Raw genomic sequence first — 17224 nt, forward strand, 5'->3', positions numbered from 1 at the left:
TAAGGGAGAGATCCTCGAGCTGAAAGACACTATCAACACGATGGTGGACCAGTTGAACTCATTTGCTTCCGAGGTAACCCGGGTAGCAAGAGAGGTAGGTACAGAAGGGAAACTGGGCGGACAGGCAAATGTGCAAGGGGTTGCAGGTATCTGGAAAGATCTTACAGATAGTGTGAACTTCATGGCGAATAACCTTACCACTCAGGTAAGGGGCATTGCAAAAGTGGTGACCTCAGTAGCAAACGGGGACTTAAAGAAAAAGTTATATTTGGAAGCAAAGGGAGAGATTGCAGAACTCTCGGATACGATAAACGACATGATCGATACCTTGGGATTATTCGGAGACCAGGTAACCACGGTTGCAAAAGAAGTGGGTATCGAAGGAAGATTAGGAGGACAGGCAAGTGTTCCTGGAGCCGCAGGTCTTTGGAGAAACCTTACGGATAACGTAAACCAGCTTGCTTCTAACCTTACCACTCAGGTAAGAGCGATCGCGGAAGTGGCAACTGGTGTGACCAAGGGTGATCTCTCTCGAACTGTAACTATCCAGGCGGCAGGAGAGGTGGCAGCATTATCCGATAACATCAACGAAATGATCCGAAACTTGAGGGAAACCACTCGGATCAATACGGAGCAAGACTGGTTAAAAACAAACCTTGCTAAATTCACAAGATTATTACAAGGACAAAGGAATTTAGTCAACGTAAGTAAACTGATCCTTTCCGAGCTTGCGCCGCTTGTTTCCGCACAACATGGAGCATTTTTCATTACCGAAAACGTGGAAGAAGGTCCGGTGCTCAAACTGCTCGTAAGTTATGCCTACCAAGAAAGGAAGAATGTATCGAATCGTTTTTATCCAGGAGAAGGCCTGATCGGCCAATGTTTCCTAGAAAAAGAAAGGATACTCGTTACTCAGGTACCTTCCAGCTATATCATGATCAATTCGGCTTTAGGAGAAGCTCCTCCTATCAATATAGTCGTCTTACCGGTGTTATTCGAAGGAGAAGTGAAAGCTGTGATAGAGCTTGCGTCCTTCTCCAACTTCACTCCTATCCATTTGAACTTCTTGGATCAGTTGACGGAAAGTATCGGGATCGTATTGAACACGATCGCAGCAGGTATGAGAACGGAAGAACTTCTGATCCAATCTCAAACTCTGACGGAAGAGTTGCAAGGACGCCAAGAAGAATTGACCAGCACCAACCAACGTTTGGAAGAACAGGCCAAATCGCTGAAGGCTTCCGAGGATATGCTCAAGGACCAAAGGGAGGAGTTGCAGGAAAAGAACGAAGAATTAGAAGAAAAAGCAAGACTACTCGCCAAAAAGAACAGCGAGGTAGAAAGAAAAAACAGGGAAGTTGAACAAGCCAGACATTCCTTGGAAGAAAAGGCAAGACAGCTTGCACTTACCTCCAGATACAAATCCGAGTTCTTAGCGAACATGTCTCATGAGTTAAGGACTCCTTTGAACAATATGCTGATCCTCTCCAGGTTATTGTATGATAACGAGAGTAAGAACCTGTCTGAAAAACAGACGGAATACGCTAAAACGATCCATAGTTCCGGAAACGATCTATTGCAGTTGATCAATGATATATTAGATCTTTCTAAAATTGAATCCGGTAAGATGAGTGTGGATCTGGATTCGGTTTCTATCGAGGAATTAGGGGGCTATTTGGATCGTTCCTTTAGGGAAACTGCAAGGAATAAGGATCTAAAATTCCAAGTGGAAATAGATCCTGAACTTCCTTCCAGGATCACCACAGATTTGCAGAGGTTACAACAGATCCTCCAAAACCTTCTCTCCAACGCATTCAAATTTACTCATAAAGGTGGGGTAAAACTGAGAATAGAATCTTCTCCTTCAGGCTGGAGTAAGGATCATAGGATCCTGAACCAAGCTGGCGGAGTGATCGCGTTTTCTGTGATAGACACTGGTATCGGTATCTCTCTTGAAAAGCAGGGCCTGATCTTTGAAGCATTCCGACAAGCAGACGGTAGTACTAGTCGGAAGTATGGAGGGACAGGACTAGGACTGTCCATCAGCAAAGAGATCACTCGTATTTTAGGCGGAGAATTAAAACTGGAAAGTGAGCCGGAAGTAGGAAGTAAGTTCACCTTATACCTTCCAATGGACTATATCCAAGTGGAGGAAAATCCTATCGAGCCGGATTCGATCAAATGGTCTGAGAATTCGGACAATGATTCTTCGGGTTCCAGCGATTCCTACGTAAGAAGTAAGATCAAGGCCACTAGAAGAGTTTTAGAGGATGAAACCCAAAACGAATCTAAAGAGAAGGTTTTGATCATAGAAGAAGATGAAACATTCGCGAAATCCCTATTAGAGATCGCAAAAAGTAATGGGTTCAAGGGAACGGTTGCCTTAGACGGAAAAAGCGGAATTTCAGTATTACAAGAATCTTCTTTTAATGCTGTCTTGTTGGACGTCCAACTCTCGGATATGGATGGAAGTTTAATCCTGAATTGGTTGAAACGAAATCCAAAATTGAGACAAATTCCGGTCCATGTCCTTTCCGGAGAAAACGATTGGAGAAGAAGTTTAGAGATCGGAGCAATTTCTCATTTAAGAAAGCCTGTAGGAATAGAATCCTTGAACGAGGCATTCGAGAAGATCAAAACCTATTTGCATAAAACTGACAAAACGATTTATGTTTGTGGAATAGAGAAAGAATATTCCGAATTTCTAAAGGAGAAACTTACTAGTAAGGATCTTGTTCTGAAGAGTATTGAGTCCGGTCAGGAACTTCTGGACATTCTGCAAAAAGAGATCCCGGATTGTATCCTGATTGGGAACGAACTTAAGGATATGTCCGTTTCGGATCTGATTTCCAAAATTAGTCTATTGGATCCGGAAAGAACGTTAATACTATACTATTCAGACGAAAAGAATGGCTCGGAAAGTTTTCAAAAGCTTCAATCCTTTAACGGTTCGAATATTCTGAAATTCGTAAATTCTTACGGAACGTCATTAGAAGAGATCAAGATCCATCTGCATGAACCTGAATCTATTTCCAAATCGGGAGACACATATTCTCTCGAAGGGCATAAGGTTTTGATCGTAGATGACGATGTTCGGAACATATTCGCGTTAACGAGTATGTTAGAATTACATAAGATGCAAATACATTATGCGGAGAATGCATTAGATGGAATTCAAATTTTAGAGAAAAATCCGGACATAGAAATCGTTCTTATGGACGTGATGATGCCGGATATGGACGGATACGAGGCAATGAAAGTGATCCGATCCAAAGCTGAATTTGTAAATCTCCCTATTTTAGCGCTTACAGCAAAAGCGATGAAAGGAGATCGAGAAAAATGTATAGAAGCCGGTGCGACCGAATATATTACTAAACCGGTAAGTGTGGACCATTTGCTTTCTCTGCTTCGGGTATTATTATGCAGGTAGATATGGAACAGCCAATGAAAGTAAGTATCTTACTCGTAGATGACCATGCGGATAATCTACAGGTAATGGAGCATATTCTTAAGAGCCCTGAAATGAATTTGATCAAGGCGAGCTCTGGAGAAGCTGCATTGAAAGCGCTTTTGGACGAACCGGAAGAAGTCGCATTGATCTTCATGGACGTGAGAATGCCAGGAATGGACGGCTTCGAAGCTGCGGCATTGATCCGACAGAGAGAAAAATGTGCTAAGATCCCGATCATCTTTCTCACCGCTTATGCAAATAACGAAACTGGAATGTTCAAAGGATATTCTTTAGGGGCAGTGGACTTCTTAGTAAAACCTACTGCGCCAGAAATATTGAGATCCAAGGCTGCCGTATTCGTAGATCTACATAAGAAAAACAAAATATTAAGGATCCAAGAAGAACTTTTAAGGCAAAGTCATGACGAGCTGGAGGTCCGTGTAGAAGAAAGGACTTTCGAGCTGCATAGAGTAAACAACGAGTTGCTGACTGAGATAGCGGAACGAAAAAGAGCGGAAGAAGCATTGACCGCTTCCTTAAAGGAAAAGGAAGTTCTACTCAGAGAGATCCATCATAGAGTTAAGAACAATCTTCAGATTGTTTCCAGTATCCTAAGTTTACAAGGAAACTATATAACGGATCGTAAGTCTCTGGAAATGTTCCAAGACTGCCAATCCAGGATCAAATCCATAGCTCTGATCCATGAGCTGTTATATCAAAATGAGGATCTGGCACATACCGACTTCCAGGAATATCTGAACAGTTTGGTGACCAATCTTCTGAGGACCTATAGGGTAAATTCCAGGATACGATTCGAAATACATGCAGAATCGGTTCATCTAACGTTGGATACAGCGATCCATTGTGGATTGATAGTAACGGAGTTAGTCACCAATTCGCTGAAATACGGATTTAAAGATCGAGATGAGGGGACGATCCAAATCTCTATTATATCTAAATATGATGAGTATTCTTTGACCGTAGAAGATGATGGGGTAGGTTTTCCGGAAGAAATTGACTATCGACAAACGGATTCTTTGGGTTTACAATTAGTCAATACTTTGACCCATCAAATAGACGGAAGTTTGATCTTGGATCGGAGCAAGGGGACTAAGTTCACCTTAGTCTTTCGAGAAAGGAGCCGAGTCCGAAAATGATCTCCAGCGAAGCAAAAATACTGATCGTAGAAGACGAGAGTATCGTAGCCAAGGATATACTTAGCAAATTGTCTGATCTAGGTTATGATTTCGTAACTATCGCTTCTACAGGGAATGAAGCGTTAAAAAAAGTTTATTTAGATAAACCGGACCTTCTACTCATGGATATAATGTTATCCAGAGGAAATTACGACGGGATAGAGACAGTCCAGGAAATTTTGGATAAGATGGATCTGCCAGTGATCTATCTAACCGCTTACGCGGACGAGTCTACTCTTCTTCGTAGTAAGCCCACAAGGCCGTATGGATATCTATTAAAACCTTTTCAGACCAAGGAATTGCAGATAGCGATAGAGATCGCTTTGAACAAACATGGACTGGATAAAAAAAGAAAAAGAGAAAGAAGGAATATGTCTGCAATCTTGCATGGCGTGAAGGATCTTATCAAAAATTCTTCGGAAGAAGCGGGCGTTTGATCTAATTTGAGATACAATGATATTTGAATTTTATAAAGTTGAAATATTTTCGGAGATGAAATGAAGGATACTAGGATTTTGATTGTAGAGGACGAGGGACTTGTTGCCCAGGATATCCGACATCGACTAGTAAGGATGGGGTATCCGGAACCTAGCATTGCTAGCACAGGTGAGACTGCTGTAAAACAGGCAATAGCACTCCAGCCTGATCTGATACTGATCGATATAGTTCTGGCAAATGGATATTTGGATGGAATAGATGCTGCCAAAAGGATCAGAAAGTTTTTGGACGTTCCTATTGTTTATATTACTGCCTCTTCCGACTCCCAGACATTAACTAGAGCGAAATTGACCGAACCTAATGCGTATATTCTGAAACCTTTTCAAACCAGAGAATTGCAGATAGTGATCGAACTCATCCTTTACAAACACCAGGTAGAAAAGGAATTGATGGAAAAGGCGAGACTGGTTTCCGCCGAGCTTCGAAGTATGCAGGAAGGGGTGATCGCTTTCGATTCGAAGGGACAGATCTCCTTTATGAATTTATCCGCGGAGAAGCTGACTGGTTGGTTGGAGTCGGACGCTATCGGAAAACCTCTCGGTGACGTGCTGAGTATGAAAAATCTTCCGGATATGGAAAACTTCGAGTTGGAGAATCATTTTGCGGAAAAAATCCCTCTCGAGTCGGTTCCCTCTCACGGACTCTTACTTTCTAAGAACGGACTGAGCACAGAGGTGTTTACATTTACTAAGTCCGTTCCTAAAAGTAAGGAAGTCGATGTAGATCGTATTTTGGTAATAAGAGATTACGTAAAAAAATAGATCCTTAAAAAGAAGTTCTCATTGAAAATCGTATCGATCTAGGTTGAGCGGGATGGGTATGTATGTCATTGTATCCTCCATCATTCGGGCCGACCGGTTCATTCTTTAATCTGGAAGCATAATAATAATCTATATCACTTACATGAGCATTCAGTAAATTGAATACTTCGAAAACGATACTTAGATCTTCTCCGAAGTTTCTTCCGAACTGAAAATTCACAGTAGTGGTTGCAGGGGAGCGGACTGTATTGTCTTCGATCAAAGAACGATTTCCGAAATATCTCACCCTAAGAGTCCCGAAAAAGCCATCAGGATTTTTTAAAGTAATCCCCGATGCTAATGTATGACGGATGGATCCAGGGATATAATTCCCGGAAGGATCCTCATCCCTGAACCTGGATCTGGAAGTGGCGAAGTCCGCGTCTATCATGAGCCAAGAATTATAAGAATAATAATTGGCCCATTCGAATCCTTTGCGAGTGCTGGGTCTACTCGCTTCGGTAGTTCCGTTGTCTCCCGTAAACAAGAGTTCGGAATTCATATCCAGTTGCCAAACGGAGAATGTCGATTGCCAACCGTGGATTGGTTCGGTTCTGAGTCCAACTTCTCCACCTCTTGTTTGGACTAATGGATCAGCAGGGTCCGTTTTTTGGACCACTCCTCTTGCATCGTTGCTGTGGAATCCGTATCCACCGCTTATATAAAATTCCGTCTTAAACCAAGGTCCTATGATGATGCTTCCTTTGGGACTGTAGATGCTTGTGTTTCTTTCCGCTCTTTCCTTAGTGCCCCAATCGTCTACGTTGAATTTATAATAATCTCCTCTCAGTCCAAGCACCGTCCTGAATTTTTTAGACCATTGTATCTTGTTTTCATAATATATCCCGGAACTGAGCTGTATGATCCCATCTTCTCTTAGAGTTTCCAATCTGGCCCTTTTCTCAGTATGAAAAAGACCATTCTGGATATAATCCCTTCTGATCTGAAGTCCGATCGTGTTCTCCATACGGATCCCCAAAAATTCGCTGATATCCTTATAACTGGATTTACTGCCTGCGATCGTTCTACGATCTGCTTGTTCATGTTGGTCTCCTCTTTCGTGATCGTCCAAATAATAAGTGAAGTTGGCGAATAATCGTAAATCGTAATATATTCCGTAAAATTGTGTTTTTGCCTCGTATCCCTTTTCTAAACGATGAGCTTCTAAATTAATACTGGCCCTATTGGACCATCCACCATCGTTATGATCCACACTTTCGAATCTACTTAAACCTGAATCGGGATCCAACCAGGAATCACCCATCCTAAGGGCTCTCTTAGGTGCCTGTCCTGTTGAATGCCAACTTCCTCTGTAACCCATAAGACTGATACTGAACCCTTTCTGTTTATCTCCTACGGAATAACTTGTAACCCCATTCACTCTTCGAAAGTTATCCGAAATCACCCAAGGACCGTCGTTATGAGATACCTCGAATGCATATAAAAGATCTCCTGGGCCTAGTTTATGGGATTTCGCGATCAGAGCTCGTGCATAACCCAATGTCCCGCCTTCTACATTAGCAATTCCTTTTGCCAGACTTTTAAAATAAGAAATATTGAATGCGCCTGCGGAAGCAAAATCCCCTTGGTCGGCGTAGTAGACACCCTTCTTGTATTGCATTTGTTCCACAAGTTCCGGGATAAGGAAGTTTAGATCTGTATAACCTTGCCCATGAGCGTGACTAACGTTATTAACAGGCATTCCCTCCACATTGGAAGCGAGATCCGTTCCGTGATCCAAGTTAAAACCTCTTAGAAAGAATTGGTTAGCTTTTCCTCCACCGCTATGTTGGGTTACGATCACACCTGGGATCAACTCTGCAACTTCCCCCTGCCTCATGATAGGTCTTGTTTTGATCTGATCGGAACCCACTACACCTTCACTTGCGGAAGAAGCTATGCCTATCAAGTTGGATCTTCTGTCTCTGATCACGATCGCATCCGGTTTGTATTCGGAGATCTTTTTTCTGAGCTCCAATTTTTCCGCTTCCGTCCTTCCGTTTCCGTTAGTCGGTTTTGCTTCCTGATCTTGGGAATATATAGGAAAGAAGGTCGCACAAACAAAGTACGATAAGGATATGCCTAGAGCGGCAATCCAAAGAATGTTTTGCTTCATGTTTTCGTCCGTTTTCTTTGGAAAACTTCCGAAACAGGGATAAACTAATATGTGTTAGTTTAATTTAAGTAAAAATAAGAATATATGAATTCTTTAATGTACAAAATTAAGGATTTATCCTGGTCCCGGAGCCCCGATTTGTAACTTCCGGGGCCCTTCGCGATGCACGGACGTGCTTGGCGAGAATGCAAACCTACCTAACCTCGAGGTTATAGTCTGCAGGGAGATCTGGCTTGCGGAATAAAAGCAGAAAGATAATATCTTTCTGATCAAACTTCCGATCACAGTTGCGGGTCAGCGTGGGAATTACACCCAACTTCATCCTGAAAGTTAAGACGATCTTTTGAATCGATATGATTTGTTCAATGAAAAAAGTTTTATCAGTTTTAAAAAAGGTCGTTCTAATTATTCTTACACTCGTATAAATTTTTTTCCGAATCTACAACGAAAGAAATAATTCCAATACCTCGCAGTTTTTGAGTTTAGAATGAGGAAATTCTTTCAAAGAAAAGCGCTCATAAAATCTAGAAAGAACAAATCCGTGGCTGCAAACAGCAATATTTTTTTTGCCATACATTTTCAATAAATATAATATAGTCTCGATGATCCTTGACTCCGCTTCTGATTTACTTTCTCCTCCTGGAAATCGAAATTGATCGTGGATCCGTTCCGGGCTTTTCCAAGCGAAATAGGATTCTTCTCCGAATGTGTTAGACAACTCTGATTCTAAGATTCCCTGTGCTTCTCCTAATTGGATTTCCCTTAATCCTGGATGATAAATAATCTCTGTTCCTAACTTGTGAGAGATCTGCTCCGACGTTTCTTTTGCTCTTTTTAAGTCGCTACTTAAGATAAGTTCTATTCCAGTATCCTTCAGTTTAATTGCCAACTTGGAAGCCTGTTCTTTCCCATATTCGGAAAGGGAAGTGTCTGTCTGTCCTTGTAATCTTCTCTCTCTGTTCCATTCTGTCTCACCATGTCGAATTAGAAAAAGTTGATATTCTTCTTTTTTCATAGAATAAATATGAGATTAGAAGAAGGTCCCAAACATCAAATGGACGACCTGTCCCAGGCCTAAAAATAGAACGGAGGAAAGAATGGAGGTTAAGAATATAATTTTATTCGCATCTAAGATCAGATTTGGGGCCAATTTTCGATCTGGATCGCCTAATTTTGGTTTCTCGCTTGGAATTCCCGAGTAATAATTCCGTCCCCCTAATTGGATTTTTAAGGCACCTGCTAAAGCCGATTCACAAAGTCCTGAATTGGGACTTGGATGCTTTCTGCCGTCTCGGATCATTATTTTAAAAGATCTTATGGGATAGAAACCTAAAATAGCGGAAGAAACACAAAGTAAAGGAGCAGTCAATCTCGCCGGAATATAATTTGCCAGATCATCCATTCTGGCGGAAGCCCAACCGAATTTCAGATAGGTGCTGTTTTTATAACCAAAGAGTGAATCCAAAGTATTAATAGAACGATAGAGCATCGCAAGTGTTGGCCCTCCCAGGGCTGCAAAAAAGAGCGGGGCAGTGACCCCATCCACTAAACTTTCTCCCACACTTTCCAGACCGGCTCTGACTATCTCAGGCTCTCCTAAATTCGCAGTATCTCTACCTACGATCTTTCCCACCATGATTCTGGCTTTTTCCAGATCATTTTCGTGAAGTGCAGAATACACATCCTTACTATGATCTAATAGATCTTTTAACGCGATACTTGTGTAAATGAAAAATGTGGATGCTAATTCTCCCAAAAATGGATGAAGGTGCTGTGACAATTTTATGATCATCCAAGGGAATATAAAGGAAATAGAATATATGGAAAATGCAGTGATAATGCCTGCAAATCTTTCGGAAGAGAAGTGTTTCCTTGTGGACTTCTCCATATATCTTGCAAGTTTTCCGATCAATCTAACCGGATGCGGAAAACCTTGCGGATCTCCAAAGCCCAGATCAAGCAGTAAAGAAGCGGGAAGGATCCAGATTGAGTTCATTTCAATCCTAAGATCCTATAAATTTCTGACATATTCACCGAGTTTCTGACCTCATCCGCTAAACGATCTAAATTGGTTTCCAATTCGTATTTAGCCTGTATTTTACCCAAGGGTCTCATTCCTTTTTTGAGCCTGATCTTATCTAAGAACCATCTCCTGAACTCGTCTTCGTCGAATACTCCGTGTAAATAGGTTCCCCAAACTCTATCCGAGATCCCTTGGTGGCCTAAACTTTCGCCGGAAATATTTTGGAATACGGATTTTGCATGACTCTCTTTAGTATTTCCGTGATGTATTTCATAGCCGGATACTTTTTTTCCGGATAGTAGATGGGTGCCTTCCGTTTGTTTTAGCAATTTCTCTTTTTCTAATACTGTTTTTACACCGATCAGACTTAAGCCTTCCGCAGAACCTAAATTACTTTCTATCTGAAAAGGATCATGAACGGATTCTCCCAACATTTGGTAACCTCCGCAGATTCCTATAATTTCCGTTTTTCCTTCTTTATGAAAATTTAAAATAGTTTCCGAGATCCCTGATTCTTTCAGATAATTCAGGTCCGTGATCACATTTTTGCTTCCGGGTAAGATTAAAACATCCGGATTTCCAATTTCTTCCTTTCTATGAGCGATCCTTACTCTTACATCCGGTTCTATTCTAAGAGAATCCAGATCCGTATGGTTGGAAATCCTAGGTGTATCTATTAGAACAATATCTATCCTGTCTCCCAAGGGGGAAGTATCGCTCAAACTTCCTGATTTGAATTCCAAAGAATCTTCTTCAGGAAGCCTTAGGTCGTTGAGAAAGGGAACAATACCGAATACACTTTTGCGAGTGGTTTCTTCTAAATATCTGATCCCGGGATCAAGTAGGCTCTTTATTCCTCTGAAACGGTTAATTAGAAAACCGGAAACTAGTCTTCTTTCCCATTCCGACATGGTTTCCATGGCTCCAACAAAAGATCCGAATACTCCTCCGTGATCTATATTGCCGACTAGTAATACTTTTGACTTGGCATATTCTGCCATTCTCATATTTACTATATCTCTGTCTTTTAAGTTGACTTCGGAAACTCCACCTGCTCCTTCTAAAATAACCATATCGAATTCTTCCGAAAGTGAGTCGTATGATTTTTTGACCTCGTCGAAAGCGCTCAATTTGAATTTCATATAGTCCCGGAAATCCATCGCTTCTACCGGCTTTCCATTTAAGATGACTTGGGAATCTTTTTCGCTAGAAGGTTTGAGAAGAATAGGGTTCATTCTATAGTCTGCTCTGATCTTGCAAGCCTGTGCTTGCAGCGCTTGTGCCCTTCCTATTTCCGCACCTTCGTAGGTCACGAAAGAGTTCAATGCCATGTTTTGGGATTTAAACGGAGCTACCTTGAAGCCGTCTTGGGTAAAGATTCGGCAGAACGCAGTGGTTAATATACTCTTTCCAACATTGGACGCAGTGCCTTGGAGCATCAACGCGGGCTTTGCTCGTTTTATCTTAGAAGGTTTTGGATCTTTTTTAAATACGGAATGAAAGGATTGTATGAGTTTTTCGTTTTCTTCCGGAGTTTTAACAGCAATTCTTATATAATTATTTTCTAATCCTTTAAAATTTTTGCAGTTTCGAATCCCGATTTTAAAGTCCTTAAGAAGAAGATACTCGAATTCCGAACTGTTATACTTTTGATCTAAAAATTCGAGTAGTATGAAATTCGCATTCGTATTATAAATCTGAAAAACTCCCAGATCTTCTAATTCTTTCTTAAAACCATTTTTCCATTCTGTAATTTTTTCTTTGGTCTTAAATAAAAACCCCTGGTCTTCTCCGAATTTTTCTATAATCGCCGCACTTAAACTATTTAGGGACCAGGTGGGAAGAATTTCCGAAACTTTGGACGCGATCTTGGGATCCGCTAATAAAAGTCCTATTCTAAGTCCTGGAAGAGCTAAAATTTTTGTCAAGGACCAGAGAACTGACAGGTTTTCTGATCTATAATTTCGAAATGAAAAGTCGCCTGGGCAAAAGTCTATAAAAGATTCATCTATTACGAAAAACGAATTTTTATATTCTGAAGAAATATTTAGTATCTTTTTTCTATCTAATAGTTTTCCAGTGGGATTATTTGGATGTCCTAATAGAACTAAGATTTGTTTTCCAAGATTCTTTTTGAGAATCTCTGCCAGTTCCTCGTAGTTCAATTCAAAATTCGATTCTTTTTGAAGGTGGATTTCCTGGATTTGTAGTCCGGTTAATTCGATACTTTTTTGATAATCTATATAAGAAGGTTGGGCTATTACTGCCAGATCGAATTTTTTGATCTTCGGAAGAATATGAATGAGTTCGGAGGCGCCATTCCCAAAAACAATTTCATCCTTTGGAATATTCCAATATTTTTCTAAAGAGATTCTGGCCCCTGTGTAGTTCGGATCTGGATAATGTATTAGATCACTGATCCTTGAATTGATCAATGGACGGACCCAGTCTGGGAAACCTAAAGGATTTAGGTTGGAAGAAAAATCCAAAATTCCAGAAGGATTTACTCCGGCAATAGTTGCCATCTTGAGTAGATTTCCTCCGTGTGATATTATATTCTCCGATTTCATAAACTAATATCCAAAGAAGGTTTGATCCGGATAGGGATCCCGCTAACTAAAAAATACACTTCATTTGCTAAAGAGGAAAAGGTTTGATTACAAATTCCTAATAGATCTCGGTATTGTCGACCTTCCTTGGTTTCCGGGACAAGGCCCATCCCGACTTCGTTTGTGACTATAAATACACTCTTCGTTTGTGAATCCAAGATATGCTGTCCAAGTTTGGTGCAAGTGTCTTTGATCTGCTCTTCGGTCAAATAAAGGTTTTTTCCGTTTGCATGGTACATCAAATTATTGATCCAAAGGCTTAGGCAATCTAATAGAACCACAGAGTCTGAAGGAATACTATCGAATACGGAAGAAAGTTCCGTTTCTTCTTCGATTGTATCCCAGTTGATTCTTTCTCGTTGGTGCCTTTGTATCCTTTCTTCCATTTCTGAGTCTACACGGGGACAGGTGGCAAGAAAGAATTTTTTTCCTTCTATAGAATTTGCTTTTTCTAATGCAAATCTACTTTTTCCGCTTCTACATCCGCCAGTGATCAAAACTATCCCGGCCATTCTGATCTCCTTAAAGAAGATGTCCTGATCATGTCAGTTAGAACTGCTTGCCCATTTTTGAATATATCTAAGTAAATAAGAGTAGAAGGAGCTATTTTGAATTTTGTATAAAATGAATATGGAAGACTTAAAAAAGAACAAAGTAGAAGGGATAGAATTCCTCCATGGCTTAGAATGAAGACGGAATGATCTGAAGTTGATAGAATATGATCTTTGAATACTTCGGCTCTTGTTTGGAAGTCATTTAAACTTTCTCCTTTCGGAAGTTGGAAAGAAGGGGAGAAGTCCGCGAATTTTTTTAAACTTTCTAAATTTGCTTCCGCAAGTTCCGAGAAGGATCTGCCTTCCCATTCTCCGAAATCTAGTTCCTGTAGTTCTTCTCTGAATTCCGGTTGTATTTCTTTAGGAAATCTTAATGCGTCGAAGGTTTCTCTACATTGTTTTGAAGGACTTATATATACTTTTCCTTTTAGAAATTTCTCTCGGATTTTTCCTTCAATTATTTGTATTTCTTTGATCCCTTCCTTTGAAAGAGAAACTTCTTTTCGCCCCAAATATCTACCTCCATATTCCGAAGGAATACTTGGGTGTCTGAATAAACATAAAGATTTTTTCATATATGAACAGACCTTGAATATTCCGGAAACAAGAGATTTCTTGCTCTTTTCCATTTGAGGATACCTTGAGCGACGGCTTTGTAAGAGGTTGCTCCAATTAGATGACCGAAGATCGTATGTTTCCCTGCGTAATCTATCCCATTGGGTCCAGTAGGAGAGATGACGCCGATACAATCTGTTCCAGTACCGGTCGCTAAATTGTTTTTGTTTTGTATATGGATCTCGGATTCTAAAACTGCTAGGGTCCTTGCCTCGGACGCTATGGAGATCGCTTCTATACTTGCGGAGAAGGTAAGTGCTTCTGAAGTTTGGACGAGTAAGTTGATTGTCCCTATTTTTTTATTTAGTTTGGGTGTATCTCCGACTCTAACAGCATTTCCTAAACCTACTGTTGCAATGGACCTAACATGTAAACCATTCAAACTTTTTTCTACTACGGAATGATCCAAGAGAGAAGCACTTGTCATAAAGCCCAAAACTTCTTCTTTTTCTCCTTTATCTACCAATCGATTTCTATAATATTCTTCCGGAATAATTTCGGGACTTAGATCTGTATTCGAAACTTTTAACCAATATACTTTATTTGTGGTTAAGTATCCTCCTCCCACTACTGCCCAGCTTAAGGAAGAGTGGGGTCTCGAAAGTTGGAGTTCCAACCAAGTTTCGGAAACTCCGATTTGATCTGTCGTAAAGAAGCTCAAACTTTAAATCTCCTGCAAGAGGCTAGAAAGTTTTTTGGAATTTCAGGATTGGAAGCCCAGTGCGCATGTACATAACTCGCCAAAACATTAGAGACAGTATAACCTTCTCTAGTAGTTTGATCTGACTTACGTTTTCTGATATGATAGGAGAATATCGACTCATCATCATTTTCTAAGATGAGATCGGAGTATCTGAATTGGTGCCCTCTGAAACGAATCCCAGCCTCTCCCAAGATGGTCCTTTTTTCCGTATAGGCTTCTACATACCCTAAACTTTTGAGCTTAGGGCCCATGATCGCCTTGCCTGGGATCAGACCTACCATAGGAAAACTTTGGCCTTCTATGTTTTGGATCTCGGAAGAAAGATACATCAATCCTCCGCATTCCGCATATATTGGCTTTTCTGAATTTGCAAAATTTTTGATATCTTCTATAAGAATTTTATTTTTTGCTAAACTATCTGCGAATAACTCCGGATATCCTCCCCCAAAGTATAATCCATCTACTTCCGGAAGTTTGGTATCTCTTAGGGGGGAGAAGAAAATCAGTTCTGCTCCATTCTCCCGTAATTTTTTGAAATTATCTTCATAATAGAAATGAAATGCTTCATCGAATGCTATTCCAATTTTGCAATCAGCGGTTTTAGTTTGGATTTCAGTTAGTCCTTCCGAGAAGATCGGAGCTGCGGAGTTAGAGATCTCCAGGATTTTTTCTATATCCAGCCATTCTTTAGCTAGATCTTTCCAGAAAGAAAGTTTTTCTTCCGTTAAGATATCAGGGCCGGCTGAATGAAGTCCTAAATGTCTTTCCGGGAAGGAATGCTCATAAGACTTAGGAAATCCTCCTAAAATTGGCAACGGAATACTTGCAGTTTCTATAATGGAAAGATGACTCTTACTTCCTAAAAAATTAGCGATAAAACCTTGGATAGGAACTTCAGAATCATGATTTTTGATACCTGACGCAATCGCAGAAAAAGTCCCAGCCATTCCTGACGCATCGATCAATACAACGGTAGGGACTTGTAGCCATTTTGCAATTTCTGCAGTGGAGCCTGCTTCCGAATTAGGAGAATGGCCATCGAATAATCCCATCACTCCTTCTATGATGGAAATGTCTGATCCTTGGCTCGCTCCTACAAAACTGGAAATTACGGAATCTTTTCCCATTAACCAGCCGTCCAGATTTTGGCATGTTTTTCCGGTAACGAATGAATGATAACCTGGATCCAAATAATCAGGTCCACATTTGAATACAGAAACTTTTAGACCTCTGGATTGTAGTGCCTTGGTCAGCGCTATTGTAAATGTGGTCTTTCCGGTTCCACTTCCTGTTCCGGAAATAAGTATTCTTGGTATTTTGATCTCTTGTATCATAATTTTTTAATAGTCTATCCCAATCTGTGCTGGGATCCCGTTTTTATAAGGATGTTTGGGAGATTCGATTTGGCTAACTAGGTCCGCCATATCGGTTAAAAGACTCGGACAATTTCTACCCGTAAGTATGATATGCAGATCGTTTGGTTTTTTGGATAGAACCTCAAAGACTTCTTCAGGAGTAAGCCATCCATAATGAAAAGCGTATGTTATCTCATCAAATATAAGTATTTTATAATTTTCTGAAAATATCATATCGCAAGATTTTTCCCACGCAGATCTGGCGGCCTTTTTGTCGCGATCTAGGTCATCGCTTTCCCAGGTGAAGCCGAGTCCCATTACGTGGAAGTCCAGATCGGCAATAGTTTTTGCAAATTTTCTTTCGCCTGTTTCCCATTTTCCCTTTAAAAATTGAACAACACCACATTTCATTCCTCTTCCTAATGCTCTGAATAGAATTCCGAGCGCAGCAGTGGTTTTCCCTTTTCCAGGACCAGTAAATACTAAAATCAGTCCTTTTTTATCAGTGGAAGAATTCATGTGGTTTCCGAAACGATCTGCTTCTTGTTGGCTTTTCTGAATTTATGGGAGAAGTCGGAAGCATAGAGTCTGGAGTCAGCAAAATCATGGCAGTCCAATACTTTACCCACGAAGATGATCGCTGTGGCTGTGATCTTTTCTTCTTTTACCTTAGATACTATGTTTTCTAAGGTCCCAGTAACTATCTTTTGTTCCGGCCAAGTGGCCTTTTGAACGACCGAGACAGGACAGTCCTTACCATAGTGAGGGATCAGTTCTTCTGTAATTTTACGAATATGTAAAACACTTAAAAAGAATACTAAAGTTGCTCCAGTCGATGCAAATGTTTCCAGCTTTTCTTTTTCCGGCATAGGAGTTCTTCCTTCTGCGCGAGTAATGACCACGGATTGAGACACTTCCGGGAGAGTGAGTTCCTTTCCTAACATTGCAGCCGCAGCGGTAAAAGAAGAAACTCCCGGAACGATCTCATATGGGATTCTCAGCTCATCCATTTTTCTCATCTGCTCTGCTGTGGAGCCGAATATGGATGGATCTCCCGTATGGACTCTTGCAACATCCAGGTCCTTCTTCTTGGCATCTTCTAAGATGGAAATTATATCTTCTAAAGTCATTTTAGAAGAATCTAATACTGTTGCAGCCGGATTTGCCCTCTCTATTACTCTTTGTGGAACAAGGGACCCTGTATAAAGAACAATAGGGCAGGTTTCCACGAGTCTTGCACCTTTGATTGTGATCAGATCCGGATCTCCTGGTCCTGCGCCAATGATATAAACTTTCATAATAAT

At 40.7% G+C, this 17224-nt stretch carries 14 protein-coding genes; 4 read left to right on the forward strand and 10 right to left on the reverse strand.

The genetic code is table 11. The features are described from left to right. The 4 genes from LPTSP_RS01275 to LPTSP_RS01290 form a co-directional block, all read left to right on the forward strand. Positions 1-3430, forward strand: a 3430-nt coding sequence (locus LPTSP_RS01275; protein WP_108927046.1) for a response regulator, incomplete at its 5' end; no start/stop codon positions are given. Positions 3431-3444: 14 nt separating this feature from the next. Further along, complete coding sequence (locus LPTSP_RS01280) at positions 3445-4608, forward strand: sensor histidine kinase (RefSeq protein WP_108927458.1); 1164 nt, start codon at positions 3445-3447, stop codon at positions 4606-4608. Beyond that, positions 4605-5084: a response regulator gene (locus tag LPTSP_RS01285; protein WP_108927047.1), complete on the forward strand. Its 480-nt coding sequence runs from the start codon at positions 4605-4607 to the stop codon at positions 5082-5084. Before LPTSP_RS01280 ends, LPTSP_RS01285 begins: the two co-directional genes overlap by 4 nt. 60 nt (positions 5085-5144) lie before the next feature. Further along, the gene (locus LPTSP_RS01290) at positions 5145-5906 is read left to right on the forward strand and encodes a response regulator (RefSeq protein WP_108927048.1); all 762 of its coding nucleotides are present in this window, start codon (positions 5145-5147) and stop codon (positions 5904-5906) included. Positions 5907-5910: 4 nt separating this feature from the next. Here the strand turns inward: LPTSP_RS01290 and LPTSP_RS01295 are convergent, their stop codons facing one another. The 10 genes from LPTSP_RS01295 to cobM form a co-directional block, all read right to left on the reverse strand. Beyond that, complete coding sequence (locus tag LPTSP_RS01295; RefSeq protein WP_108927049.1) at positions 5911-8061, reverse strand: TonB-dependent receptor; 2151 nt, start codon at positions 8059-8061, stop codon at positions 5911-5913. A gap of 439 nt (positions 8062-8500) precedes the next feature. Beyond that, entirely contained in the window at positions 8501-9076 is a 576-nt protein-coding gene (locus tag LPTSP_RS01300; RefSeq protein WP_108927050.1) for a histidine phosphatase family protein, read from the reverse strand. A 15-nt stretch (positions 9077-9091) separates the two neighbouring features. Continuing rightward, complete coding sequence (cbiB, locus tag LPTSP_RS01305; protein WP_108927051.1) at positions 9092-10057, reverse strand: adenosylcobinamide-phosphate synthase CbiB; 966 nt, start codon at positions 10055-10057, stop codon at positions 9092-9094. Continuing rightward, positions 10054-12654, reverse strand: a complete 2601-nt coding sequence (locus LPTSP_RS01310) for a cobyric acid synthase (RefSeq protein ID WP_108927052.1) — start codon at positions 12652-12654, stop codon at positions 10054-10056. Before LPTSP_RS01310 ends, cbiB begins: the two co-directional genes overlap by 4 nt. Continuing rightward, entirely contained in the window at positions 12651-13205 is a 555-nt protein-coding gene (cobU, locus tag LPTSP_RS01315; protein WP_108927053.1) for a bifunctional adenosylcobinamide kinase/adenosylcobinamide-phosphate guanylyltransferase, read from the reverse strand. Before cobU ends, LPTSP_RS01310 begins: the two co-directional genes overlap by 4 nt. After that, complete coding sequence (locus LPTSP_RS01320; RefSeq protein WP_245915439.1) at positions 13193-13822, reverse strand: histidine phosphatase family protein; 630 nt, start codon at positions 13820-13822, stop codon at positions 13193-13195. The genes cobU and LPTSP_RS01320 overlap by 13 nt, the downstream gene beginning before the upstream one ends. After that, positions 13819-14523, reverse strand: coding sequence for an adenosylcobinamide amidohydrolase (locus LPTSP_RS01325; RefSeq protein ID WP_108927055.1), 705 nt, complete (start codon positions 14521-14523; stop codon positions 13819-13821). Before LPTSP_RS01325 ends, LPTSP_RS01320 begins: the two co-directional genes overlap by 4 nt. Beyond that, the gene (locus LPTSP_RS01330; protein ID WP_108927056.1) at positions 14520-15899 is read right to left on the reverse strand and encodes a cobyrinic acid a,c-diamide synthase CobB; all 1380 of its coding nucleotides are present in this window, start codon (positions 15897-15899) and stop codon (positions 14520-14522) included. Before LPTSP_RS01330 ends, LPTSP_RS01325 begins: the two co-directional genes overlap by 4 nt. Positions 15900-15905: 6 nt before the next feature. Further along, positions 15906-16439 (reverse strand): cob(I)yrinic acid a,c-diamide adenosyltransferase, encoded by a 534-nt coding sequence (gene cobO / locus LPTSP_RS01335; protein ID WP_108927057.1) that lies wholly within the window; start codon positions 16437-16439, stop codon positions 15906-15908. Next, positions 16436-17218: a precorrin-4 C(11)-methyltransferase gene (cobM, locus tag LPTSP_RS01340; protein WP_108927058.1), complete on the reverse strand. Its 783-nt coding sequence runs from the start codon at positions 17216-17218 to the stop codon at positions 16436-16438. Before cobM ends, cobO begins: the two co-directional genes overlap by 4 nt. Positions 17219-17224: the final 6 nt, after the last annotated feature.

The sequence above is a fragment of the Leptospira johnsonii genome (assembly GCF_003112675.1).
GTDB classification, from domain to species: Bacteria; Spirochaetota; Leptospiria; order Leptospirales; family Leptospiraceae; genus Leptospira_B; species Leptospira_B johnsonii.